General features: G+C 56.5%; 19 protein-coding genes. 7 read left to right on the forward strand and 12 right to left on the reverse strand.

The window, feature by feature from the left end; translation table 11 throughout:
• Positions 1–481 precede the first annotated feature (481 nt).
• Together malP and malQ are read left to right on the forward strand one after the other, a co-directional pair.
• Positions 482–2,872 carry a maltodextrin phosphorylase gene (malP, locus tag V6942_RS20530; protein WP_333501755.1) on the forward strand — a complete coding sequence of 797 codons (2,391 nt, stop codon included), beginning with the start codon at positions 482–484 and terminating at the stop codon, positions 2,870–2,872.
• A gap of 10 nt (positions 2,873–2,882) precedes the next feature.
• Positions 2,883–4,964: a 4-alpha-glucanotransferase gene (gene malQ, locus V6942_RS20535; RefSeq protein WP_333501756.1), complete on the forward strand. Its 2,082-nt coding sequence runs from the start codon at positions 2,883–2,885 to the stop codon at positions 4,962–4,964.
• Between the two features lie 136 nt (positions 4,965–5,100).
• Here the strand turns inward: malQ and gntT are convergent, their stop codons facing one another.
• From gntT to gntX, 3 genes are all read right to left on the reverse strand, one after another.
• Positions 5,101–6,417, reverse strand: a complete 1,317-nt coding sequence (gntT, locus tag V6942_RS20540) for a gluconate transporter (RefSeq protein ID WP_106925114.1) — start codon at positions 6,415–6,417, stop codon at positions 5,101–5,103.
• Positions 6,418–6,882: 465 nt separating this feature from the next.
• On the reverse strand, positions 6,883–7,458 hold the full coding sequence (gene nfuA, locus V6942_RS20545; RefSeq protein WP_106925116.1) for a Fe-S biogenesis protein NfuA: 576 nt from the start codon (positions 7,456–7,458) through the stop codon (positions 6,883–6,885).
• 58 nt (positions 7,459–7,516) lie between these two features.
• On the reverse strand, positions 7,517–8,191 hold the full coding sequence (gntX, locus tag V6942_RS20550; RefSeq protein WP_333501757.1) for a DNA utilization protein GntX: 675 nt from the start codon (positions 8,189–8,191) through the stop codon (positions 7,517–7,519).
• Between the two features lie 38 nt (positions 8,192–8,229).
• On the opposite strand from gntX, the gene bioH reads away from it, so the two are divergent.
• Together bioH and V6942_RS20560 are read left to right on the forward strand one after the other, a co-directional pair.
• A complete protein-coding gene (gene bioH, locus V6942_RS20555) occupies positions 8,230–9,006 on the forward strand; it encodes a pimeloyl-ACP methyl ester esterase BioH (protein WP_182966854.1) in 777 nt (258 codons plus the stop codon).
• 113 nt (positions 9,007–9,119) lie between these two features.
• Positions 9,120–9,389, forward strand: a complete 270-nt coding sequence (locus tag V6942_RS20560) for a YdgH/BhsA/McbA-like domain containing protein (protein WP_106925119.1) — start codon at positions 9,120–9,122, stop codon at positions 9,387–9,389.
• A gap of 49 nt (positions 9,390–9,438) precedes the next feature.
• Here V6942_RS20560 and feoC read toward each other — a convergent pair whose 3' ends face one another.
• The 5 genes from feoC to greB all read right to left on the reverse strand — a co-directional run bounded on the left by feoC (position 9,439) and on the right by greB (position 15,622).
• Positions 9,439–9,675 carry a [Fe-S]-dependent transcriptional repressor FeoC gene (feoC, locus tag V6942_RS20565; RefSeq protein WP_106925120.1) on the reverse strand — a complete coding sequence of 79 codons (237 nt, stop codon included), beginning with the start codon at positions 9,673–9,675 and terminating at the stop codon, positions 9,439–9,441.
• Between the two features lie 9 nt (positions 9,676–9,684).
• Entirely contained in the window at positions 9,685–12,003 is a 2,319-nt protein-coding gene (gene feoB, locus V6942_RS20570) for a Fe(2+) transporter permease subunit FeoB (protein ID WP_182966856.1), read from the reverse strand.
• A gap of 31 nt (positions 12,004–12,034) precedes the next feature.
• Positions 12,035–12,259, reverse strand: a complete 225-nt coding sequence (feoA, locus tag V6942_RS20575) for a ferrous iron transporter A (protein WP_106925193.1) — start codon at positions 12,257–12,259, stop codon at positions 12,035–12,037.
• A 459-nt stretch (positions 12,260–12,718) separates the two neighbouring features.
• Positions 12,719–15,049 (reverse strand): Tex family protein, encoded by a 2,331-nt coding sequence (locus V6942_RS20580; protein ID WP_333501758.1) that lies wholly within the window; start codon positions 15,047–15,049, stop codon positions 12,719–12,721.
• Positions 15,050–15,148: 99 nt separating this feature from the next.
• The gene (gene greB, locus V6942_RS20585; protein WP_106925123.1) at positions 15,149–15,622 is read right to left on the reverse strand and encodes a transcription elongation factor GreB; all 474 of its coding nucleotides are present in this window, start codon (positions 15,620–15,622) and stop codon (positions 15,149–15,151) included.
• Between the two features lie 228 nt (positions 15,623–15,850).
• Between greB and ompR the strand changes: the two genes are divergently transcribed.
• Both ompR and envZ read left to right on the forward strand, forming a co-directional pair.
• Positions 15,851–16,570, forward strand: coding sequence for a two-component system response regulator OmpR (gene ompR, locus V6942_RS20590; RefSeq protein WP_001157751.1), 720 nt, complete (start codon positions 15,851–15,853; stop codon positions 16,568–16,570).
• A complete protein-coding gene (gene envZ, locus V6942_RS20595) occupies positions 16,567–17,919 on the forward strand; it encodes a two-component system sensor histidine kinase EnvZ (protein WP_106925124.1) in 1,353 nt (450 codons plus the stop codon). The genes ompR and envZ overlap by 4 nt, the downstream gene beginning before the upstream one ends.
• A 153-nt stretch (positions 17,920–18,072) precedes the next feature.
• Here envZ and pckA read toward each other — a convergent pair whose 3' ends face one another.
• The gene (gene pckA / locus V6942_RS20600) at positions 18,073–19,689 is read right to left on the reverse strand and encodes a phosphoenolpyruvate carboxykinase (ATP) (protein ID WP_106925125.1); all 1,617 of its coding nucleotides are present in this window, start codon (positions 19,687–19,689) and stop codon (positions 18,073–18,075) included.
• Positions 19,690–20,067: 378 nt separating this feature from the next.
• Between pckA and V6942_RS20605 the strand changes: the two genes are divergently transcribed.
• Positions 20,068–21,783, forward strand: a complete 1,716-nt coding sequence (locus V6942_RS20605) for a DUF4153 domain-containing protein (protein ID WP_333501759.1) — start codon at positions 20,068–20,070, stop codon at positions 21,781–21,783.
• Positions 21,784–21,877: 94 nt separating this feature from the next.
• Here V6942_RS20605 and hslO read toward each other — a convergent pair whose 3' ends face one another.
• From hslO to yrfG, 3 genes are read right to left on the reverse strand one after another with little or no spacing between them, the layout of a single operon-like run.
• Positions 21,878–22,756 carry an Hsp33 family molecular chaperone HslO gene (gene hslO, locus V6942_RS20610; RefSeq protein WP_182966865.1) on the reverse strand — a complete coding sequence of 293 codons (879 nt, stop codon included), beginning with the start codon at positions 22,754–22,756 and terminating at the stop codon, positions 21,878–21,880.
• Between the two features lie 23 nt (positions 22,757–22,779).
• On the reverse strand, positions 22,780–23,181 hold the full coding sequence (gene hslR, locus V6942_RS20615) for a ribosome-associated heat shock protein Hsp15 (RefSeq protein ID WP_106925127.1): 402 nt from the start codon (positions 23,179–23,181) through the stop codon (positions 22,780–22,782).
• A gap of 2 nt (positions 23,182–23,183) precedes the next feature.
• On the reverse strand, positions 23,184–23,861 hold the full coding sequence (yrfG, locus tag V6942_RS20620) for a GMP/IMP nucleotidase (protein ID WP_106925128.1): 678 nt from the start codon (positions 23,859–23,861) through the stop codon (positions 23,184–23,186).
• Between the last annotated feature and the right edge of the window lie 14 nt (positions 23,862–23,875).

Here is a 23,875-nt window from a genome sequence, read left to right on the forward strand (position 1 = left end):
TTAATCAGCGAGTCAGCTTGGGAAGAAATGACCTGCTTATTCGCACCTTCCCTAGGTTTCGCAGGGTCATCTGCTTACGAACGAAATAAATTTACGCAGTTTTACGTCATTAATCGCATTTAAGAAATTTCTTGCATGGTCATTTTCCATAGAAACAATACGTATTAATTTGTTGCTTATTTTCGAAGGGTAATTGTTTCCCTATTTACATATTTATCGCGGAACATGATTTCATTTTTTGACCTGGCGCGGAGAATCGGCGGCCATCATCCTCGAGACTGTGGACAGCAAGAGGACCGTCTCATGCTGGTTGAAAAATGCGCGAATTCGCCGTCAGCGGCTAACGTTATAGTGGCGGCGATCACACTTTTCGCTCATCCCTGCGACTCCTCCCCGCCTAATCCAGGACAGGAGGAGGAAGTCATGCATTCAGCCAGGCACACTACCGCTAATGTTTATGTAAAAAGGATTCGATTTCGCTATGTCACAGCCTACTTTCAATCACGATTCATTCCAGGCTGCCCTGACGCGTCAGTGGCAGCGTTTTGGCCTGCAGGCCGCTTCCGAAATGACGTCTCATCAATGGTGGCAGGCTGTGAGCGGCGCGCTGGCAGAACAGCTGTCGGCGCAACCGGCAGCGAAGCCCGCGAAGGATCAGCGCCACGTGAACTACATTTCGATGGAGTTTCTGATTGGGCGCCTGACCGGCAACAACCTGCTTAACCTGGGCTGGTATGAAGGCGTGAGCGAGGCGCTGAAAGCCTACAACATCAACCTGACCGACCTGCTGGAAGAAGAAACGGACCCGGCGCTCGGCAACGGCGGCCTGGGACGTCTGGCTGCCTGCTTCCTTGACTCAATGGCGACCGTAGGCCAATCGGCCACCGGTTATGGTCTGAACTACCAGTACGGTCTGTTCCGCCAGTCCTTCGATGACGGCCACCAGATGGAAGCGCCGGACGACTGGCAGCGCGGCAGCTATCCGTGGTTCCGCCACAACGCGGCGCTCGACGTGCAGGTCGGGATTGGCGGTAAAGTTGTCAAAGGCGAATGGCAGCCAGCGTTCACCCTCACCGGTGAAGCGTGGGATCTGCCGGTACTGGGCTACCGAAATGGCGTAGCGCAGCCGCTGCGTTTGTGGCAGGCCAAACACGCGCACCCGTTTAACCTGACTAAATTCAACGACGGCGATTTCCTGCGCGCTGAGCAGCAGGGCATTGATGCGGAAAAACTGACGAAGGTGCTGTACCCGAACGACAACCACACCGCGGGTAAAAAACTGCGTCTGATGCAGCAGTACTTCCAGTGCGCCTGCTCGGTAGCCGACATTCTGCGTCGCCATCATCTGGCGGGCCGCAAGCTGCACGAGCTGGCAGATTTTGAAGTGATTCAGCTTAACGATACCCACCCGACGATTGCTATTCCTGAACTGCTGCGCGTGCTGATTGACGAGCACCAGATGAGCTGGGATGACGCCTGGGCGATTACCAGCAAAACGTTCGCCTACACCAACCACACCCTGATGCCGGAAGCGCTGGAGTGCTGGGATGAGAAGCTGGTGAAGGCGCTGCTGCCGCGTCATATGCAGATTATCAAAGAGATCAACGACCGCTTTAAGAAGCTGGTAGATAAAACCTGGCCGGGCGATGAAGCCGTCTGGGCGAAGCTTGCCGTGGTGCACAATAAACAGGTGCGTATGGCCAACATGTGCGTCGTGAGCGGCTTTGCGGTTAACGGCGTCGCGGCGCTGCACTCTGACCTGGTTGTGAAGGACCTGTTCCCGGAATACCATCAGCTGTGGCCGAACCGCTTCCACAACGTGACCAACGGCATTACGCCGCGTCGCTGGATTAAACAGTGCAACCCGCAGCTCGCCGCGCTGCTGGATAAAACGCTGAAGAAAGAGTGGGCGAACGATCTCGATCAGCTGATCAACCTCGAAAAATACGCCGACGACGCGAAATTCCGTCAGCAGTATCGCGACATCAAGCTGGCAAACAAAGAGCGTCTTGTGAAGTTTATTAAGGCGCGTACCGGCATTGAGATTTCCAGCAACGCCATTTTTGATATTCAAATCAAACGTCTGCACGAGTACAAACGCCAGCACCTGAACCTGCTGCACATCCTCGCGCTGTACAAAGAGATTCGCGAAAACCCGCAGACCGACCTCGTACCGCGCGTGTTCCTGTTCGGGGCGAAGGCGGCGCCGGGCTACTATCTGGCGAAGAACATTATCCTGGCGATTAACAAGGTCGCTGAGGCCGTAAACAACGATCCGAAAGTGGGCGACAAGCTCAAAGTGGTATTCCTGCCGGATTACTGCGTATCGGCGGCCGAGATGCTGATCCCGGCGGCGGACGTGTCCGAGCAGATCTCTACTGCCGGTAAAGAAGCCTCCGGCACCGGCAACATGAAGCTGGCGCTCAACGGCGCGCTGACCGTCGGTACCCTGGACGGCGCAAACGTGGAAATCGCCGAGAAAGTGGGCGACGAGAACATCTTCATCTTCGGTCATACCGTCGAGCAAGTGAAAGCGCTCAAGGCCAAAGGCTACGATCCGCTGAAATGGCGTAAAGCCGACAAACTGCTGGATGCAGTGCTCAAAGAGCTGGAGAGCGGCAAGTACAGCGATGGCGACAAGCATACGTTTGACCAGATGCTGCACAGCATCGGCAAGGAAGGCGGTGACCCGTATCTGTTGATGGCCGACTTCGCCGCCTATGTTGAAGCGCAGAAGCAGGTTGACGTGCTCTACCGCGACCAGGAAGCCTGGACCCGCGCCGCCATCCTGAACACCGCGCGCTGCGGCATGTTTAGCTCCGATCGCTCGATTCGCGATTACCAAAAACGTATCTGGCAGGCAAAACGCTAAGGACTGGCCTATGGAAAGCAAACGCCTCGATAATGCCGCGCTGGCGGCGGGTATTAGCCCTGACTATATCAATGCGCACGGCAAGCCGCAGTCTATCGGCGCGGACACGAAGCGGCGCTTGCTTGACGCGATGCACCGTCCCGCGACCGATGCGGTCGCGGCGACGCCGATACCGAACGTGATGGTCTGGACGCACGGTAAGAAAATGGCGCTGCCGGTTTCCGGCAGCGGCGAATTCAACTGGATCCTCACCACCGAAGAGGGCAATCAGCACCACGGTAAGGCGGAGGGCGGCAAGAATCTTAGCCTGCCGACGCGCCTGCCGGAGGGGTATCACTCCTTAACGCTGACCCAGGATGACCAGCGCTGGCACTGCCGGGTGATTATTGCGCCCGAGCGCTGCTATGAACCACAGCCGCTGAAAGAAGCGAAAAAGCTGTGGGGCGCCTGCGTGCAGCTGTACACCCTGCGTTCGGAAAAGAACTGGGGCATCGGCGACTTCGGCGACCTGAAGGCGATGCTGCCGGAAGTGGCGAAGCGCGGCGGGGCGTTTATCGGCCTCAACCCGATTCACGCGCTGTACCCGGCAAACCCGGAAAGCGCCAGCCCGTACAGCCCGTCATCGCGCCGCTGGATGAACGTTATCTACATTGACGTGAATGCGGTCGAGGATTTCCGCCTGAGCGAAGAGGCGCAGGCGTGGTGGAAGCTGCCCGCCACTCAGCAGAAGCTGAAAGCCGCCCGTGACGTTGAACAGGTGGATTACACCGCCGTAACCGAACTGAAAATGACCGCGCTGCGCATGGCGTGGAAACGTTTTGCACTGCGTAGCGATGAGCAGATGACCGCCTTCCACTACTTTGTCGACAAAGAGGGCGAAAGCCTGTACTGGCAGGCGGCGTTTGACGCGCTGCACGCTCAGCAGGTGAAGGAAGATAAGCTGCGCTGGGGCTGGCCGGCCTGGCCGAAGGCGTATCAGAATATCGAAAGCCCGGAGGTCCACGCGTTCTGTAAAAAGCACGCCGATGAGGTCGATTTTTACCTCTGGCTGCAGTGGCTGGCCTACACCCAGTTTGCCGAGTGCTGGGAGACCAGCCAGCGCGACGCGATGCCCATTGGCCTCTACCGCGATCTGGCGGTGGGCGTGGCCGAAGGCGGCGCGGAAACCTGGTGCGATCGCGAGCTATACTGCCTGAAGGCCTCCGTCGGCGCGCCGCCGGACATCCTTGGCCCGCTGGGGCAGAACTGGGGCCTGCCGCCGATGGATCCGCATATCATTGCTGCGCGCGCCTACGAACCGTTTATTGAGCTGCTGCGTGCCAACATGAAGAACTGCGGCGCGCTGCGTATCGACCACGTGATGTCCGTGCTGCGCCTGTGGTGGATCCCGTACGGTGAAACCGCCGATCACGGGGCTTATGTGCAGTATCCGGTGGATGCGTTGCTGTCGATTCTGGCACTGGAAAGTAAGCGTCACCGCTGTATGGTGATTGGTGAAGATCTGGGGACGGTGCCGGTTGAAATTGTTGGCAAACTGCGTAAGAGCGGCGTCTACTCGTACAAAGTGCTCTATTTTGAGAACGACAGCGAGAAAACCTTCCGTGCGCCGAAAGCCTATCCGGAACAGTCAATGGCTGTAGCCACGACCCACGACCTGCCAACGCTGCGCGGCTACTGGGAAAGCGGCGATCTGACGCTCGGTAATGAACTGGGTCTCTATCCGGATGCCGATGTGCTGCGCGGGTTGTATCAGGACCGTGAGCGGGCGAAGCAGGGGCTGCTGGATGCGCTGCATAAATACGGTGCGCTGCCTAAGCGCACAGGGCATAAGGCATCGCTGATGTCGATGACGTCAACCCTGAGCCGCGGCATGCAGCGTTATATTGCCGACAGCAACAGCGCGCTGTTGGGCCTGCAGCCGGAAGACTGGCTGCAGATGTCCGCGCCGGTCAACATTCCCGGCACCAGCACCGAGTATCCGAACTGGCGTCGCAAGCTCTCAACCTCACTGGAAGCGATGTTTGCCGATGAGGGTGTGAATAAGCTGATTAAAGATTTGGATAAGCGCCGGAAAGCGGCAAGCAAGAAGTAGTAACGTAGGCCGGATAAGGCAAGGCCGCCATCTGGCAATGCTGCGTGCTGTCGTTGCCTGATGGCGCTACGCTGATCAAGCCTACCAATAAAAATGCCGGGCAAGCCCGGCATTGTTGTATCCAGAGTTTGTGGTATTACACCACCATCCCCAGCAGCAGACAGCCTACCAGACCGCATACCGAAATAATGGTTTCCAGCATTGACCAGGACTTGATGGTCTCGCCGATGGTCAGGTTAAAGTACTCTTTGAACAGCCAGAAGCCCGGATCGTTCACGTGCGAGAAGATAACGGAACCGGAACCGACCGCGATAACCATCAGCTCCGGGCTTACGCCGGTGGTGGCAATCAGCGGAGCCGCGATGCCGCCTGCGGTAATTGCGGCAACGGTGGCAGAACCCAGTGCGATACGCAGTACGGCGGCGATAGACCACGCCATAAACAGCGGTGAAACGTTGGATTCGTTCATGATGGAGGCGATGTATTTATCAACGCCACTGTCGACCAGCACCTGCTTGAAGGCGCCGCCGCCGCCGATGATCAGCAGCATCATGGCAATGATTTTAATCGAGGAGATCAGCGTATCGTTGATGCTGTCCATCGAGCGGCCACGGTTCAGGCCAAAGGTGAAGATAGCAATCAACACCGCGATCAGCGTCGCCATCACCGGGTCGCCGAAGAACTCAGCGGCAGGCAACAGGGCGTGGCCTTTTGGCAGCACCATTTCAGCAATGGCGCGCATGGCCATCAGAATAACCGGAACCAGGGATGTCCAGACGCTGACGCCAAAGGACGGCATCTCTTCTTCGGTAAAGGTTTTTGGGTTGTGCAGACCTTCCGGAATCGGCTTGTCGATGCTTTTCAGGCAGCGGGCGTAAACCGGGCCAGCCAGAATCACCGTTGGGATAGCCAGCAGGGTACCGTACAGCAGGGTTTTACCCATATCGGCATGGAAGATGGTGGCGATAGCGGTCGGACCCGGGTGCGGCGGCAGGAAGCCGTGAGTCACGGACAGTGCGGCAGCCATCGGGACACCGACGTACAGCAGCGGAATACGCGCGTTAGCGGCGATGGTGAACACCAGCGGCAGCAGCAGCACGAAGCCCACTTCATAGAACAGCGCGAAGCCCACGGTGAAGCCGGTCAGTACGACCGCCCACTGGATGTGCTTGCGACCAAATTTATCAATAAGGGTGGTGGCAATACGCTGTGCGCCGCCGCAGTCGGCGAGCATTTTGCCGAGCATAGCGCCGAAGCCCATAATCAGCGCCAGGCTGCCAAGGGTGCCGCCGACGCCATTTTTAATGGAGACGATCACTTTGTCCAGCGGCATACCCTGCATTAAACCGACCGCGAGCGCGACCAGCACCAGAGCGATGAACCCGTTCATTTTGAAACGGATCATCAGCAGTAATAAGAGGATAACCCCGATAGCTACGATGATTAATGGCATAACTTATCCAGCCTTTAATTTGTTATGGGTAACTTCACTGTTGTTGCGACAACGTCCAATTGTCCCTACAGAGGGAATAGGTACTCGTTTCTTCACATCATCGTTATGTTGTGGGCCTGACTGTAAGAATAGCTGGCTATTATTTAACGTGATGATGCTGGAATGGATGATACGGGTAACATAGTGGGGTTGAGAATATCCTCAGGCCTGGAAATGTGAAATATGCGACCTTAGTCAAACTATTCACGGGATTTTTGCAGCGTTGCGAGGTGACATTTGCGCGGAATGTTGCGCGGTAACATCGAGGAAGGCGTTAAAAATCAGGTAGAAATGCCGAAATGGAGAATGATTATCGTTAGCAAAAAAAGCCCGGGAGTGACGAAAACGCCTCACCCAGGCCGCGTTGACCGCCATCCGGAGCCGACGTGATATCGCTCCGGCACATGACGGCGTCTGGCCGATAGCTTAGTAGTAGGAGTGCTCGCCGCGCTGGTGCTCGGTGAGATCGCGCACGCCTTTCAGGTCAGGGAACTCGGCCAGCAGCTGTTTCTCAATGCCGTCTTTCAGCGTGACATCGATCATCGAGCAGCCGTTACAGCCGCCGCCAAACTGCAGAATGGCGTAACCGTCGTCGGTGATTTCCATCAGCGACACGCGGCCGCCATGGCCTGCCAGCTGCGGGTTAACCTGCGACTGCAGCATGTATTCCACGCGCTCCATCAGCGGGGCGTCGTCGGACACTTTACGCATTTTGGCGTTTGGCGCTTTCAGCGTCAGCTGGGAGCCCAACTGATCGGTAACGAAATCAATTTCCGCATCTTCCAGATACGGAGCGCTCAGCTCGTCGACATAGGCGGTGAGCTGTTCAAATTTCAGGGCTGTATCACTTGCTTCCACCGCATCCGGCGGGCAGTAAGAAACGCCGCATTCTGCGTTAGGCGTACCAGGGTTAATCACAAATACGCGGATTTGTGTCCCTTCTTCCTGATTTTGCAGAAGTTTGGCAAAGTGCGCTTGCGCAGTATCGGAAATACGGATCATAGCTTTGACCTAATAGTTGACTACTTTAGTTGGTTATAATACGCCCATCGCTGGGGGTCTACAAGGTGCGGCACAGACACCATACCTGAACGCTCGCCGCGCCGTTTTGCAAAAGCAGGCGGGAAATCTCGGCAACGGTACTGCCCGTGGTGACGACATCATCCACAATAACCATATGGCGACCCTGCACCGGTAATTCAAGCTGGAAGGCGTGCTTCAGGTTGTGTTTACGCAGCCTGGCGCTGAGCTGATGCTGCGTGGCAGTGGGGCGAACGCGCGTCATCGCTCGCGACTGATAGCGGAGGCTCAGCCAGCGCGCCAGCGGGCGGCACAGTAGTTCACTTTGATTATAACCTCGCCGCCAGTGGCGGCGCTGCCACAGCGGCACGCTGATGAGCTGCTGTGGGGCGGGCAAATCGCTGCGCTGGCGTACGGCAAGCAGCAGTAGCCGCGCGAGGGCCGGCGCCAGCTCGGCCGTGCCGCTGAATTTAAAACGATGAATCAGCGTGCTCAGCGGCGGGTGGTAATCGCTAATTGCCACCAGACGCTGCCACGGCGGCGGTTTTTGTACACAACGGCCGCACGGCGTATGCGCCGTTGCCGAGGGTAAACCACACTGCGGGCAACGCCCCTGACGGGCAAACAGCGCCCGGGTGCAGTGTGAGCAGATGCCCCATGCCGGCCGCGCCAGCGGCATTTGGCATAGCCAGCACGCGCTGTGGACTGTTAGCATAATCCCTCCTTAAGGCGAAGAAATGAGAACGATAGCTGATGAACGACATCTGGTGGCAAACCACGGGCGAAGGAAATTGTCATCTTGTGCTGCTGCACGGATGGGGGCTGAATGCGCAGGTCTGGGATTGCATTGCGCCGGAATTAAACGCGCACTTTACGCTACACCGGGTCGATCTACCGGGCTACGGACGCAGCGGCGGATTCGGCGCGCTGAGCCTGGAGGATATGGCTGAAAAGGTGCTGGAAAGCGCACCAGAACGCGCTATCTGGCTGGGCTGGAGTCTGGGCGGGCTGGTCGCAAGCCAGGTGGCATTGCGCCATCCGCAGCGCGTGCAGGCGCTGGTCACCGTGGCCTCGTCCCCGTGCTTTAGCGCTCATGGCGACTGGCCGGGCATCAAGCCGGAGGTCCTGAGCGGCTTCCAGCAGCAGTTGAGCGAAGATTTCCAGCGGACCGTGGAACGTTTCCTGGCGCTGCAAACGTTGGGCACCGAAAGCGCACGTCAGGATGCGCGGGCGCTCAAGCAAACGGTGCTGTCGCTGCCGATGCCGTCATCAGAGGTGCTCAACGGCGGCCTTGAGATCCTCAAAACCGCCGATCTGCGCGAGCCGCTGGCCGCGCTGACCGTGCCGTTCCTGCGCCTGTACGGCCGGCTCGACGGCCTGGTGCCGCGCAGGATCATCCCGCAGCTGGACGCCCTGTGGCCGCAGAGCCAATCGCAGGTGTTTGATAAGGCAGCCCATGCGCCGTTTATCTCGCACCCGCAGGCGTTCTGCGCGCCGCTGCTCGCGCTGAAAACGCAATTGCAGAATTAATTATGTCGCCACGTGGTAAAAAAGATTTTCGTAGCAATACTTAAGCTGTTGCGCAGGTGAAAGTTTCACTCGACGAGCGCAGCGCAAATAACAACCTTAAGGAGAGTAGAACGATGAAACTTGTTACAGGTATTGTTGCATCTCTGGTGATTGGTTCCCTGTCTTTTGGCGCGTTTGCAGCAAAAGAGATTCAAAAGGATGATGTCGCGAAGATGAATTTGACCAAAGTTGGCAATATCACCACCTCGCGTACCACCTCGCCGATGGACGCAAAACGCGATCTGTCGAAGAAAGCGGATGAAATGGGCGGGAAATACTTCGTGGTGATTGCGGGAGAGAAAAACGAGAAAACCGTTCACGCGAATGCGGACGTGTATAAATAAGTTCGGGGTCATTTCGCTCCGGCGCGACGCGTCGCGCCGGAGTTCTGTGCTAACGAAGCGCCCACCACTCTCGTAAGCAGGCTTTCCCTTCCGGGCAGCTTTTGCAGCTGCCGGTCAGACAACCGTCGGGCTCTTCGTTGATTTTCACCACTTTACCCATGGCTTCTAATCGGCTTAGCATGGCGTCGATCAGCGCTTGCGGCGTGTGCAGTTGGGCGCTGAGCTGTGTGGCCTCCATGCGTCCTTGCAGCGCCAGCATATCGCGTACTTCAATCAATGACGCCATCATCGCTCCTTAGTGGCAATCGCCGGTCGGGCTTGAGCAGCATGAGGTCGGCGTTTTACGCGTTGCCAGCAGGGAAACGTCCACCCGGCTACGGGCACGGCGCAGCAGACCAATCACCACCACGTTGAACAGAATCACCGCCAGGATGCACACCAGGCTGTAGCGTGGGTGCTGGCTGAAGCTCACCGCCTGGTAGTACAGCGTAGACAGTGAGTAGGCGATGTTCAGACCCCACAGAATGGAGAAGGTCATCCAGCCGCGGCTCGACTCACGGGCAATCGCCCCCATCACCGAGATGCACGGAACATAGAGCAGAACGAAAATCAGGTAGCTGTAGGCTGCTGCCGCGCTGCCGAATTTACTGCTCATCACGCCCATCGCGCCGGTTTCCATCACGCCGTCGCCTTTACTGGCTTCGATTGGGTTAGCCAGTACGCTCAGACTAAAGGTGTCTTTCAGTCCTTGCCAGGTTTCATCTGCTGCGGCGAGCAGCTCTTCACCCAGACTGAACTCCTGTGGGTTAAATTCTTCGTTCTGAATGTTTTCGGCGGTGTAGAGGGTGTTCAGCGTACCGACCACCACTTCTTTCGCCATTGCACCGGTAAACAGACCCACGGTGGCCTGCCAGTTATCATCATGCACGCCAATCGGTTTAAACACCGGGGTGATCGCGCGGCTGACGGAGGCCAGTGCGGAATCGTTGATGTTGTCGACGATTTTACCGCTGAAGGAGAAGCTGTTCAGCGCGCTCAGGAAGATACTGACGATAACGATAACTTTACCTGCACGCAGTACGAAGCCTTTCAGGCGCTGCCAGGTCTGGATAATCAGGCTCTTAATGTGCGGTACGTGGTACACCGGCAGTTCCATCACGAACGGAGACGCTTCGCCGCGCATGATGGTGTATTTGAGCATCAGGCCGGTCAGAATGGCGATAACAATACCGAGCACGTACAGGGAGAAGACCACCAGCGCGCCGCCCTGGCCAAAGAAGGCGGCGGCGAAGACGGCGAAGATAGCCAGACGCGCGCCGCAGGACATAAACGGCGCCATCATGATGGTCATCAGGCGTTCACGCGGGGCATCGAGGGTCCGCGCGCCCATAACCGATGGTACGTTACAGCCGAAGCCGACGATCAGCGGCACGAACGATTTACCCGGCAGGCCCAGCGCCTGCATCAGGCGGTCCATGACGAATGCGGCACGGGCCATGTAGCCGGAATCTTCAAGGAAGGAGAGGAACAGGTACATCATGCCGATTTGCGGCACGAGCGGCAGCACGGTGTTGATACCGCCACCAATCCCTTGAGCCAGGAAAACGGTCAGCCAGTCCGGGAAGTGCAACTGGTACCCAACCCACTGAATACCGTGGATAAAGATAGCAACGGAACCGCCGTCAAAGATGGGCTGCAACGCGCCGCCGATGTTAATCGCCAGCAAGAACATCAGGTACATCACAAACAGGAAAATCGGCAGACCCAGCACGCGGTTGAGGACGATTCTATCCATCGCGGCGGTGAAGCGGCTTGGCTCAGCGGTCAGCGTGTTGCTGACGGCATCGCAGATAGCGGCAATGCTCTGGTAACGCGCATCGGCGATGTGCAACGCCGGGTCATCGAGCTCTTCGCTCAGGTGGGCCAGCGAAACGTCCAGCTTATGCGCGGCGTCACCGGCGTAGGCGCGGCTATAGATATCGCCCTCCAGCATCTGCATGCCCAGCCAGTTGCGCTGGCGTTCAGGAATATCCTGCGCCATTTCTTTCGCCAGATTGCTGGCCTCACGCAGCAGCGGCTGCGGGTAATGCACCAGCTCCAGCGGCTGATTGCCCTGGTGACGGTCGATGGCCATTTTCAACGCTTCAATGCCGCGGGCGCGGGTAGATACCAGCGGAACCACCGGGCAGCCGAGGCGGGCGGAAAGGGCATCAACGTCGATACGAATCTGCTGTTTCTCAGCGATATCGAGCATGTTCAGCGCAACCACGCACGGAATACCCAATTCGAGCAGCTGTAAGGTCAGGTACAGATTACGCTCCAGGTTGGAGGCGTCGACCACGTTAATCAGCAGATCGGCATCGCCGCTGAGAATATAGTGGCAGGCAATCTGTTCATCCAGTGAGGTTTGCGAAGAGATGGTGGTTAGCGAGTAGGTGCCCGGCAGGTCAACCAGCGTGACCTGATGATCGGTGGTGGCGAAGGCCCCTTCTTTACGTTCTACCGTGACCCCTGCCCAGTTGCCCACGCGCTGACGTGCGCCGGTTAACTGATTGAATAATGTTGTCTTGCCGGAATTAGGATTACCAATTAAACCGATGGTTAATTTTTTCATTTTTCAGACTCTTAGTGCCGGGCTGAAGTTATTATGCGACGGACTCTAATTCTATTAACGCGAGATCTTTTTTACGCAGTACCAGGCTAACGCGGCGCGTTTCAATGTGAATGGGGTCACCTAACGGCGCAACGCGAACCACATTAAATGATGAGCCTGGCAACATGCCCAGGGAGAGCAGTTTCTGACGATAAGCGGGGCTAATTTCGCGGGAAAAACCAACAATCTTCCACGCAGTATCCGGTGTAAATTGCATAGAACCTACTTGTAGTATCGCTAGCTGGACGAGGGGGTGCCGCATGCGGTCTGCTAGCTGCAAGGGCATCGTCAACGAATTAAGGTCTAAAAGTACTGTAAATGATGATAATGAGAATGGTTTTTATCATCAATACATAATATGCGATTGGCGATAATTTCGCGCATTATTTGCACTTTTTTTGATATGACTCAAGCAATGCATTGTAGCGACAAATGTATTAAATATTATTTTCTGTTCTTAATGTTTAATTAAGGTTTCATTGGTTAAGAAAATAAAACATGATGAGGCTTATTATTAAAAACCGATATGAAAGTAATAATGGCTAAGGCTCGTCATATATCGAGGAAGGAAAGGTAGGCCTGATAAGCGTAGCGCCATCAGGCACAATGCGAGCACGTTGCCAGATGGCGGCGTACACGCCTTATCCGGCCTACAAACGGATAAGGCGTTTATCGGTTAGCGTTTTTTACCCATGGCTGCGGCTAAGGCGTCCATCATGGCGCTGTTACCGGCTGGCTGAGCGTCACGACCGCGCGGCTTCGCGGCTTTTGCCGCCGGGCGCGCGTTACCCTGAGGGCGTTCGTTACCGCCGCGACGGGCGTTGGTTTCACCCGGCTGCTCGTCCAGACGCATGGTCAGGGCGATACGCTTACGCTGCAGATCGACTTCCAGCACCTTCACCTTCACGATGTCGCCCGCTTTCACAACGGTGTGCGGATCTTCGACAAACTTATCCGCCAGCGAAGAGATATGCACCAGGCCGTCCTGGTGTACACCGATATCAACAAACGCACCAAAGTTGGTGACGTTGGTCACGGCGCCTTCGAGGATCATACCCGGCAGCAGGTCGTTCATGGTTTCGACACCATCGGCGAACTTCGCGGTCTTGAACTCCGGACGCGGGTCGCGGCCCGGTTTTTCCAGCTCTTTGATGATGTCGGTGACGGTCGGTACGCCGAAACGCTCGTCGGTAAACTCTGAGGCCTTCAGGCCGCGCAGCTCGCTGCTGTTGCCCATCAGATCCTTCAGCGCCTGCTGGGTTGCCGCCAGAATACGCTCAACCACCGGATACGCTTCCGGGTGAACGGTAGAGGCGTCCAGCGGGTTATCACCGTGGTTGATGCGCAGGAAGCCCGCGCACTGTTCGAACGCTTTTGGCCCCAGACGGCTTACCTTCAGCAGCTGCTGGCGGTTCTGGAACTGACCGTTTTCGTCACGACAGGCGACGATGTTCTGCGCCATCATGCGCGTCAGGCCCGCTACGCGGGTCAGCAGCGGCACGGACGCGGTGTTCAGGTCAACGCCGACGGCGTTCACACAGTCTTCTACCACCGCATCCAGCTTACGCGCCAGCTGCGTTTGGCTGACGTCGTGCTGGTACTGGCCGACGCCGATCGATTTCGGGTCGATTTTCACCAGCTCGGCCAGCGGGTCCTGTAAACGACGGGCGATAGAGACCGCGCCGCGCAGGGAAACGTCGAGATCCGGGAACTCCTGCGCCGCCAGCTCGGAGGCGGAGTAGACGGACGCGCCCGCTTCGCTGACGATCACTTTCTGAGCGGTGACTTGCGGGAACTGTTTCTGCACATCAAGGAAGAAGCGCTCGGTTTCTCGTGAGGCAGTACCGTTGCCGATAGCTACCAGTTCAACGTTGTGTTTTTCACACAGCGCCGCAACGGCAACGGCCGCTTTCGCCGCCTGGCCGGTGTGCGGGTAGATGGTGTCGGTGGCGACCAGTTTGCCGGTGCCGTCAACCACCGCTACCTTCACGCCGGTACGCAGCCCGGGATCGAGGCCCATGGTGGCGCGCAGCCCCGCCGGAGCGGCCATCAGCAGATCGTGCAGGTTACGGGCGAAAACGTTAATGGCTTCGTCTTCGGCGCGCTCGCGCACAGTGCTCATCAGCTCGGTTTCGAGGTGCATCAGCACTTTGATGCGCCAGGTCCAGCTCACCACGCCCTTGCGCCAGCTGTCCGCCGGAGCGTTGTTCAGGCGCAGACCGAGGTGATCGATAATAATTTGTTCGCAGTAGCTCTCTTTCGGCGGCTCATCAAACTGTGGGTCTGCGTTGAGCGAAAGCTGCAGCACGCCTTCGTTACGCCCGCGGAACATGGCCAGTGCACGGTGAGAAGGGGTGGTGGAAATGGGTTCGTGATGGTCGAAATAATCGCGAAATTTCGCGCCTTCCTCTTCCTTGCCGCTGACGACTTTGGCAACCAGATGGGCGTTCTTCCATAGGTAGTCACGCACTTTGGCCAGCAGGCCTGCGTCTTCGGCGAAGCGCTCCATCAGGATATAGCGTGCGCCATCAAGGGCCGCTTTGGTGTCCGCAACGCCCTTATCGGCATCGATAAATTTGGCTGCTTCGGTTTCCGGGTCGTGGGACGGCTCGCTCCACAGCAGGTCCGCCAGCGGCTCAAGGCCCGCTTCAATGGCAATCTGCCCACGGGTGCGGCGCTTTTGTTTGTACGGTAAGTAGAGGTCTTCCAGCTCGGTCTTGTTGAGCGTGCCGTTGATCGCTTTTTCCAGCGACTCGGTGAGTTTGCCCTGTTCGCCGATGGATTTCAGAATGGCCTGACGGCGGTCTTCCAGCTCGCGCAAATACCCCAGTCGGGTTTCCAGATTACGCAGCTGCGTATCATCCAGACCGCCGGTGACTTCCTTACGATAACGTGCAATAAACGGCACGGTGTTCCCTTCATCAAGCAGGCGAACGGCGGCAACCACCTGTTCGGCTCTGGCCTGAAGTTCACCCGCAATAATGCGGCAGAGCGAATCATTCATCATGGCTTGGTTTCACTGTTAGGTCATAAAATCAGGGGACAGTTATACGGATTGACTGGCAAAAATGCCAGTCATCAGCGGGGGCTTCGGATTGTTCCGGCGCTATTTTACGTAGTCGATCGCATTCACGTACCAGCTGGCTTCACCCGCCGGGGTGTTCACCACCGCCAGGTCACCCACCTCTTTTTTCAGCAGCGCGCGGGCCATCGGCGAATCGATGGAGATATAGTCCTTGCGACCAAATATTTCATCGTAGCCAACGATACGAAAACGCTTGATGTCGCCGTCGTCGTTTTCAATCTCGACCCAGGCGCCAAAAAAGACTTTGCCTTCCTGCTGCGGCGAATAATCGACAATCCGCAGATTCTCCAGACATTTGGTTAAATAACGAACGCGGCGGTCAATTTCCCTTAAGCGTTTTTTATTATACTGATAGTCAGCATTTTCACTGCGATCGCCAAGGCTCGCGGCCCAGGTCACTTTTTTCGTTACCTCCGGACGTTCTTCACGCCAGAGATAATCCATCTCTTGTTTGAGCTTTTCGTACCCTTCGCGGGTGATCAACGGTGTTTTCATCTTAAGTGCTTACCTGCTGCCGAGGAACCATTGCGCACAATACGTATTACGTGAGCATACCGACAGAATAAATAATGTGTATTAAGATTCATTGTATACTTAACTCGCTGTTAAATATGCTTTGTAACAATTTAGCCTGGAATTTATACCAGATTTAGCTGGTCGCCAGCGCAGGCTTTTTTGAGAATACATGCGGATAATTGTTGCGAACCTTTGGGAGTAAAAACAATGCAAGAGAATTATAAGATTCTGGTTGTGGATGACGATATGCGCCTGCGCGCGCTGCTGGAGCGTTATCTGACCGAGCAGGGTTTCCAGGTTCGAAGCGTCGCTAACGCCGAACAGATGGACCGACTGCTGACCCGTGAGTCGTTCCACCTGATGGTGTTGGATCTCATGTTGCCAGGCGAAGATGGTCTTTCCATCTGCCGCCGTCTGCGTAGCCAGAGCAACCCGATGCCGATCATTATGGTGACGGCGAAAGGGGAAGAGGTTGACCGTATTGTAGGGCTGGAAATCGGCGCCGACGACTACATTCCGAAGCCGTTCAACCCGCGTGAGCTGCTGGCCCGTATTCGTGCGGTGCTGCGTCGTCAGGCGAACGAGCTGCCGGGCGCTCCTTCTCAGGAAGAGGCGGTGATTGCCTTTGGCAAATTCAAGCTGAACCTTGGCACCCGTGAAATGTTCCGTGAAGATGAACCGATGCCGCTGACCAGCGGTGAGTTTGCGGTGTTGAAAGCGCTGGTGAGCCACCCGCGTGAACCGCTGTCACGCGATAAGCTGATGAACCTGGCCCGTGGTCGCGAATACTCTGCGATGGAACGTTCCATCGACGTGCAGATTTCTCGCCTGCGCCGCATGGTGGAAGAGGATCCAGCGCACCCGCGCTATATTCAGACCGTGTGGGGTCTGGGCTACGTCTTCGTCCCGGACGGTTCTAAAGCATGAGGCGACTGCGCTTCTCGCCACGAAGTTCATTTGCCCGCACGTTATTGCTGATTGTCACCCTGCTGTTTGTCAGCCTGGTGACAACCTATCTTGTGGTGCTGAACTTCGCGATTCTGCCCAGTTTGCAGCAGTTTAATAAGGTTTTAGCCTACGAAGTCCGTATGCTGATGACCGATAAGCTGCAGCTGGAGGACGGCACGCAGCTCGTTGTGCCGCCGGCGTTTCGCCGCGAGATTTATCGTGAGTTGGGCATTTCGCTCTATTCCGATGAAGCCGCAGAAGAGGCAGGCCTGCGCTGGGCGCAGCACTACGAGTTTCTGAGCCAGCAGATGGCCCAGCAGCTCGGCGGGCCGACCGAAGTGCGCGTGGAAGTGAATAAAAGTTCGCCTGTTGTCTGGCTGAAGACCTGGCTGTCACCCAACATCTGGGTGCGCGTACCGCTGACCGAAATCCATCAGGGGGACTTCTCCCCGCTCTTCCGTTATACCCTGGCGATTATGCTGCTGGCGATAGGCGGCGCGTGGCTGTTTATCCGTATCCAGAACCGACCGCTGGTCGACCTGGAGCACGCGGCGCTTCAGGTCGGTAAAGGGATTATTCCACCACCGTTGCGCGAGTATGGCGCGTCGGAGGTGCGTTCGGTGACCCGAGCCTTCAACCACATGGCGGCGGGCGTCAAGCAGCTTTCGGACGACCGCACGCTGCTGATGGCCGGGGTCAGCCACGACCTGCGTACGCCGCTGACGCGTATTCGTCTGGCGACAGAGATGATGGGCGAGCAGGACGGCTATCTGGCGGAATCGATCAATAAAGACATTGAAGAGTGCAATGCCATCATTGAGCAGTTTATTGATTATTTGCGCACCGGTCAGGAAATGCCGTTGGAGTGTATCGATCTCAATACCGTGCTCGGTGAGGTGATCGCCGCAGAAAGCGGCTACGAGCGTGAAATAGAGACCAACCTGCTGGAAGGGGATATTCCGGTACGCGTGCACCCGCTGTCCATCAAGCGCGCGCTGGCCAATATGGTGGTGAACGCCGCGCGCTACGGCAACGGCTGGATTAAAGTCAGCAGCGGCCGTGAAGCGCATCGCGCCTGGTTCCAGGTGGAGGACGACGGCCCGGGTATCAAGCCTGAGCAGCGTAAGCATCTGTTCCAGCCGTTCGTGCGTGGCGACAGCGCGCGAACCATCAGCGGAACGGGGCTAGGATTGGCTATCGTGCAGCGTATTATCGATAACCACAACGGGCTGCTGGAGCTGGATACCAGCGAACGCGGTGGGTTGCTGATACGCGCGTGGCTGCCGATACCGGCAAACCGCATGCCGGGGCCGACGAAAGAGAGCTAAAAAAAACCGCTGGGGGAAACCCGGCGGTTTTTGTTTCGCGACCCCATATTGTAGGCCTGATAAGCGCAGCCCATCAGGCACGGTGTGGCTTGGTGCCGGATAGCGGTGTAAACACCTTATCCGGCCACAAACGGCACCGGGCATTAGCCTGAACTACAGCTTTGGCCCTGCGCTCACCAGCGCTGCGCCTGCAGGGGTGTCGGTGTACTTCTCAAAGTTCTCTTTGAACAGCTTAGCCAGCGTTTCGGCTTTTTCCTGCCATTGCTCCGGCGAACCGTAGGTGTTGCGCGGATCGAGGATGTGAGTATCCACGCCCGGCAGCGCGGTTGGGATCTGCAGGTTAAACAGCGGCAGAGTGAAGGTTTCCGCTTCGTCCAGCGAGCCGTCGAGGATGGCGTCGATAATGGCGCGCGTATTCTGAATAGAAATACGTTTGCCGGTGCCGTTCCAGCCGGTATTCACCAGGTAAGCCTGAGCGCCTGCAGCCTGCATACGTTTCACCAGCACTTCAGCGTACTGCGTCGGGTGCAGCGACAGGAATGCTGCGCCGAAGCAGGCAGAGAAGGTTGGGGTGGGCTCGGTAACGCCGCGCTCAGTGCCTGCCAGCTTGGCCGTAAAGCCGGAAAGGAAGTGATACTGCGTCTGGTCCGCGGTGAGGCGTGATACTGGCGGCAGCACGCCGAAAGCATCAGCGGTCAGGAAGATAACCTTGGTCGCATGGCCCGCTTTTGACACCGGCTTCACGATATTGTCGATGTGGTAAATCGGGTACGACACGCGGGTGTTTTCGGTTTTTGAGCCGTCATCGAAATCAATGCTGCCATCGGCGCGTACCACCACGTTTTCCAGCAGCGCATCACGACGAATGGCGTGATAGATATCTGGCTCCGCCGCTTCCGACAGCTTAATGGTCTTGGCGTAGCAGCCGCCCTCAAAGTTAAACACGCCGTCATCGTCCCAGCCGTGTTCGTCATCGCCAATCAGGCGACGTTTCGGATCGGTAGAGAGGGTGGTTTTACCGGTGCCGGACAGGCCGAAGAACACCGCTACGTCACCTTTTTCGCCGACGTTAGCGGAACAGTGCATGGAGGCGATGCCCTGCAGCGGCAGCAGGTAGTTCATGATCGAGAACATCCCTTTCTTCATTTCGCCGCCGTACCAGGTGCCGCCAATCAGCTGGATACGCTCTGTCAGGTTAAATGCGACAAAGTTTTCCGAGTTGAGGCCCTGCTCTTTCCACTGTGGGTTAGTGCATTTAGCGCCGTTCATGACGATAAAGTCGGGCTTAAACGTCTTCAGCTCTTCGTCGGTTGGGCGAATAAACATGTTCTTGACGAAGTGCGCCTGCCAGGCCACTTCGGTGATGAAACGCACGGACAGGCGGGTGTCTTCGTTCGCGCCGCAGAACGCGTCAACGATAAACAGGCGCTTGCCGGATAGCTGATTGGAAACTAAACCTTTCAGGTGTTGCCAAATTTCAGGAGAGAGAGGTTTATTGTCATTTTTCCCGTTGCCCTTATCAGACCACCATACCGTATCGCGGGTGGTGTCATCGCGGACGATATATTTGTCCTTCGGGGAACGGCCGGTAAAGATACCGGTGTCGACAGAAATGGCTCCCAGGTTCGTCAGTACACCACGCTCATAACCTTCCAGGTTAGGATCGAGTTCTTCTCGATACAATGTATCGTAATCGGGGTTGTAGACGATATCCTGTACGTCGTTAATACCATAAGCCTTGAGGTCCTGCGGGGTTATACCGTTGCGCATTTCACTGCTCCTTAGCCAATATGTACTACCATAAATTCTATGGGTATTTTAGGGGTGTTGACCGCGACCAGGCTCATAGATTTACGTATCCCGACAAACGTCTTACTTACGAAAACATTGTGACTCCTGTCACGAAGCGTCAGGGATTATGACAGGAAACACCGCATATTTGGCGCGAATGTTCTCAAATGGTTACAAAATGGTTTAAATGACGGTGTAAATGTGAATCGAATCGCATTTATGAAAGAAAATTACGTAATGCTTTCAGGACAAAAATCGATTCACCTCGCTGAGCTGTTTTCCGAATTTTTTGCCTTTTGAATCGATTTCTAAGATGTGATGCGATAATGACGCACTCTACTGATATCGGATAGCAACATGGATAACGTTGAACTCTCTCGTCCCACCCGATGGGGAATGGTGGCAACCGGCCTGGTTCAGGGGCTGGTGTGCTATCTGCTGATGACCTGGCTTGCGCCAATAAACAGCGGCTGGATGTTTTATGGGATGCCCGCGACCCTTGCCTTCTCTTCGGCACTGCTTTTTTCCGTCACCTCGTTTAAACAGGCGCGCTTATGGTGCTGGCTGGCGATTATTTTTATCGCCGTGTTGGCGATGAGCGGCTGGCAAAAGTGGCTGATGGCCGGAATGGAAGGCTGGAGAGCCAGCAGCGCGCTCTGGGCTTTTAGCTGCTACCTGTTGCTGATGGTGCTGATGCTGTTGCCGTGGATGCAGCAGCAGCTTAATCCGCGGCAGGAAGGGGGGCGTTACGCGCGGTTTTACCATCTGATGTGGCATAACGCGTTAACGCTGTTAGTGATTGTTATCGCCAACGGCCTGGTGTGGCTGGTGCTACTGCTCTGGAGTGAGCTGTTCAGGCTGGTGGGGATCGCTTTTTTCCATACGCTCTTTTTTGATACCGACTGGTTTATTTATCTCACTATCGGGCTGATTACCGCCCTGTCGGTGATCCTGGCGCGTACGCAGTTCCGCTTGATTGCCGCTATCCAAAAGCTGCTGACGCTGATTGCCACGGGCTTGCTGCCGTTGGTATCGCTGCTGACGCTGCTGTTTATCGTTACGCTGCCGTTTACCGGGGTAGCGTCGATTTCCCGCCACGTCTCCGCTGCCGGTTTACTCTCTTCATTGACGCTGATTCTCCTGCTGCTGATGGCGATTGTCCGCGATCCGCAAAAAGCATCGTTGCCCTATGGGGGCGTGCTGCGCTGTCTGATTAAAACCTCGCTGCTGGTGGCACCCGTTTATGTCCTGATTGCCGGATGGGCGCTGTGGGTTCGCGTGGCGCAGCATGGCTGGACGGTGGAGCGTCTGCACGGCGTGCTGGTGGTTGTGGTGCTGCTGGTATGGTCTGTCGGTTATCTGCTGAGTATCGTTCGGCGCAAGGCGATAAACCCTTTGTCGCTTCAGGGGAAAGTGAATCAGGCGCTGTCGCTGCTGGTGCTCGTCGTGCTTATGCTACTGAATTCGCCGGTACTGGATAGCTGGCGAATCAGCGTGAATAGCCAGATGGCGCGTTATCACAGCGGTAAAATTAAGCCTGACGATCTGACGTTGCACATGCTGGTGAACAGCGGTCGTTATGGACGGGAGGCCCTGACGTCGCTGAAAGACGATGCGGAATTTATGAAAGACAGGAACCGTAAGCGCTACCTGAATACTCTTTTAGAAGGCGAGCGGAAAAACACGGATTCACTCACCGCTGAAACGCTGGCGGAGAAGGCATGGATCGCCCCCGGCGCGGATAAACCGGATATTGCTTTCTGGCAGCGTGTTCACGGGGAACGCTACAGGCTGGCAAGCTGTGCGGAGAAAAATGCCTGCATGCTGGTCGCGCAGGATCTGAATAACGATGGTCTCAAGGAGCGGATCTTTTTGGTGTTTGAGGACAATTCTGGCGCGATCTATACCTACGATCCTGCGAAGAAAGGATGGGAGCGTCAGGGGTATATTCGGTTACCTCAAACGCTAACGCCGCAGACGGTTATGCGTGCCGTAGAGGAGGGTAAGCTGTCGTCGAAGCCAAAAGTGTGGCGGGATCTGGTTATTGGCGATCAAACGCTGGAAACTCGCTAAATTGCCACCTGGCAACGCCTGATGGCGCTACGCTTATCAGGCCTACAGATCCCCAGTAGGCCGGATAAGGCGAAGCCGCCATCCGGCGCTGTTTTTAATGCACCTGCGGATCTGCCGGAGAGGCGTCATTACGGATTTCGGCGATATCCATCGCGTTGAAGACGTAGTGGCTACCACAGTAGTCGCAGTGCATATCGATCTCGCCTTCTTCTTCCAGAATGCTGTTGATCTCTTCATCCGGCAGCGTTTTCAGCGCGCCAGCACAGCGTTCGCGAGAACAGGTGCACTTGAACTCGACGCCCTGCGGATCGTACAGCGTGACTTCTTCTTCGTGGTACAAACGCCACAGCACATCGTTCGCCGGCAGCGTGAACAGCTCTTCGGCTTTAATGGTGTCGGTCAGCGCCGCCAGGTGTTCAAAATCTTCCGCCTGCGCGTTCTGCGCTGGCATCACCTGCAGCAGCATACCGCCTGCGGCCGGCTTACCTTCAGACTCGCCGGTACGGATGATCAGGCGTGTCGGCAGCTGCTCGGAACGCTGGAAGTAATCTTCCAGACACGCCGCCAGCGTATCGCCTTCCAGACCCACCACGCCCTGATAACGTTCGCCTTCGGCCGGGGTGATGGTAATCACCAGGTAGCCGTTGCCGATCAGCGTTTTCAGGTCAGCATCCGCCGGAATCTCGCCCTGCACGCGCGCGACGCCGCGCAGCTGCTGGTGGTTATTACCGTTGATCACCGCCAGCGTCATCGGACCGTCGCCCTGCAGCTGCACGGTAATGTCGCCTTCAAACTTCAGCGTTGCGGTCAGCAGGCTGGTTGCCACCAGCAGTTCCGCCAGCACGTTTTTGACCGGCTGCGGATAGCTGTGGCCTGCCAGGATCTGTTCGAGCGTCTCGGATACGGTGACCAGTTCGCCACGTACGGCATAGTTTTCAAACAGATAGCGATGTAATTGATCGTGTTGAGTCATAATTTTCTCTCTTGAGGCGGCAGTCATTCGCTGTCACCGTATTTAAATCTCATCAGGTCGCGCCGCTCTTTTTTATCCGGGCGTCGGTCCGGATGCGGCATCGTCAGCGCGTTGAGCTTGCGCGCCAGCGCGACTTTTTCGCGCTTCTCAATACTCTCTGCCGTCTCTTCGTACAGGTTGACGGCTTCCGTCGCCGGACGTCGCTGCTCGGTGATGGCTTTCACGACCACGGTGCGTTCGTCATTTCCCTGGCGCAGCGTCAGCTGGGCGTTCAGTTCGACAACTTTACTGGGCTTGGAGCGCTGCCCGTTATAGTGAACCTTACCGCCTTCAATCATCTCTCGTGCCAGCGCGCGGGTTTTGTAAAAACGCGCAGCCCACAGCCACTTATCCAGCCTGACGCCGTCGGTGGATTTCTCTTTCATTGTCACTCCTTCACGTGCAGTGAGGGGATCAGATGACGATAATCGTTAAGTGCGGGATGACGCAGATACGCTTTATCCGCCATACCCGAGTCGGGGTTGGTGACGCCGAGGCAATAGCGGATACCAAAGCGTGCGGCGGCATCCAGAATCGGCTCGCTGTCATCGATAAACAGCGTGCGTTCGGCCTCCAGGCCCGTCCGTTCTGTCACCGCTTGCCATAACCGCTGATCCTCTTTCGGATAACCAAATGTATGGGTGGAAAGTAATAAATCAAGGTGTGCGTCGAGGCCCGTGTGTTTCAGCTTCACTGCCAGGTTGTGCGGATGGGCGTTGGTCAGCAAAATGCGGCGTTTACCGCTGGCCTTCAGCGCATTGAGGAAGGGAACGGTGTCATCGCGCAGCGCCGCGCGCGGGCCCTGTTCACTGGTCATCGCGCAAATATCGAGACCCAGCCGTTCGCTCCAGTAGTCCAGACAGTACCAGTTTAGCGTATGTTGCACCGCGTGGTACTCCTGGCGAATAGCGTCCTGTGCCGCCTGCGGGCTGATCCCCAGCTTCGCGCCGTAGGTTTCCGGCACCAGCTTTTGCCAGAAATAGTTGTCGAAGGCGAGGTCGAGAAGCGTGCCATCCATGTCCAGAAGGACGGTATCTACCTCCTGCCAGGCGATATCAAAATGCATGGTAAATCTCCAGA

It is taken from the genome of Kluyvera genomosp. 2 (assembly GCF_036759865.1).
GTDB classification, from domain to species: domain Bacteria; phylum Pseudomonadota; class Gammaproteobacteria; order Enterobacterales; family Enterobacteriaceae; genus Kluyvera; species Kluyvera ascorbata_B.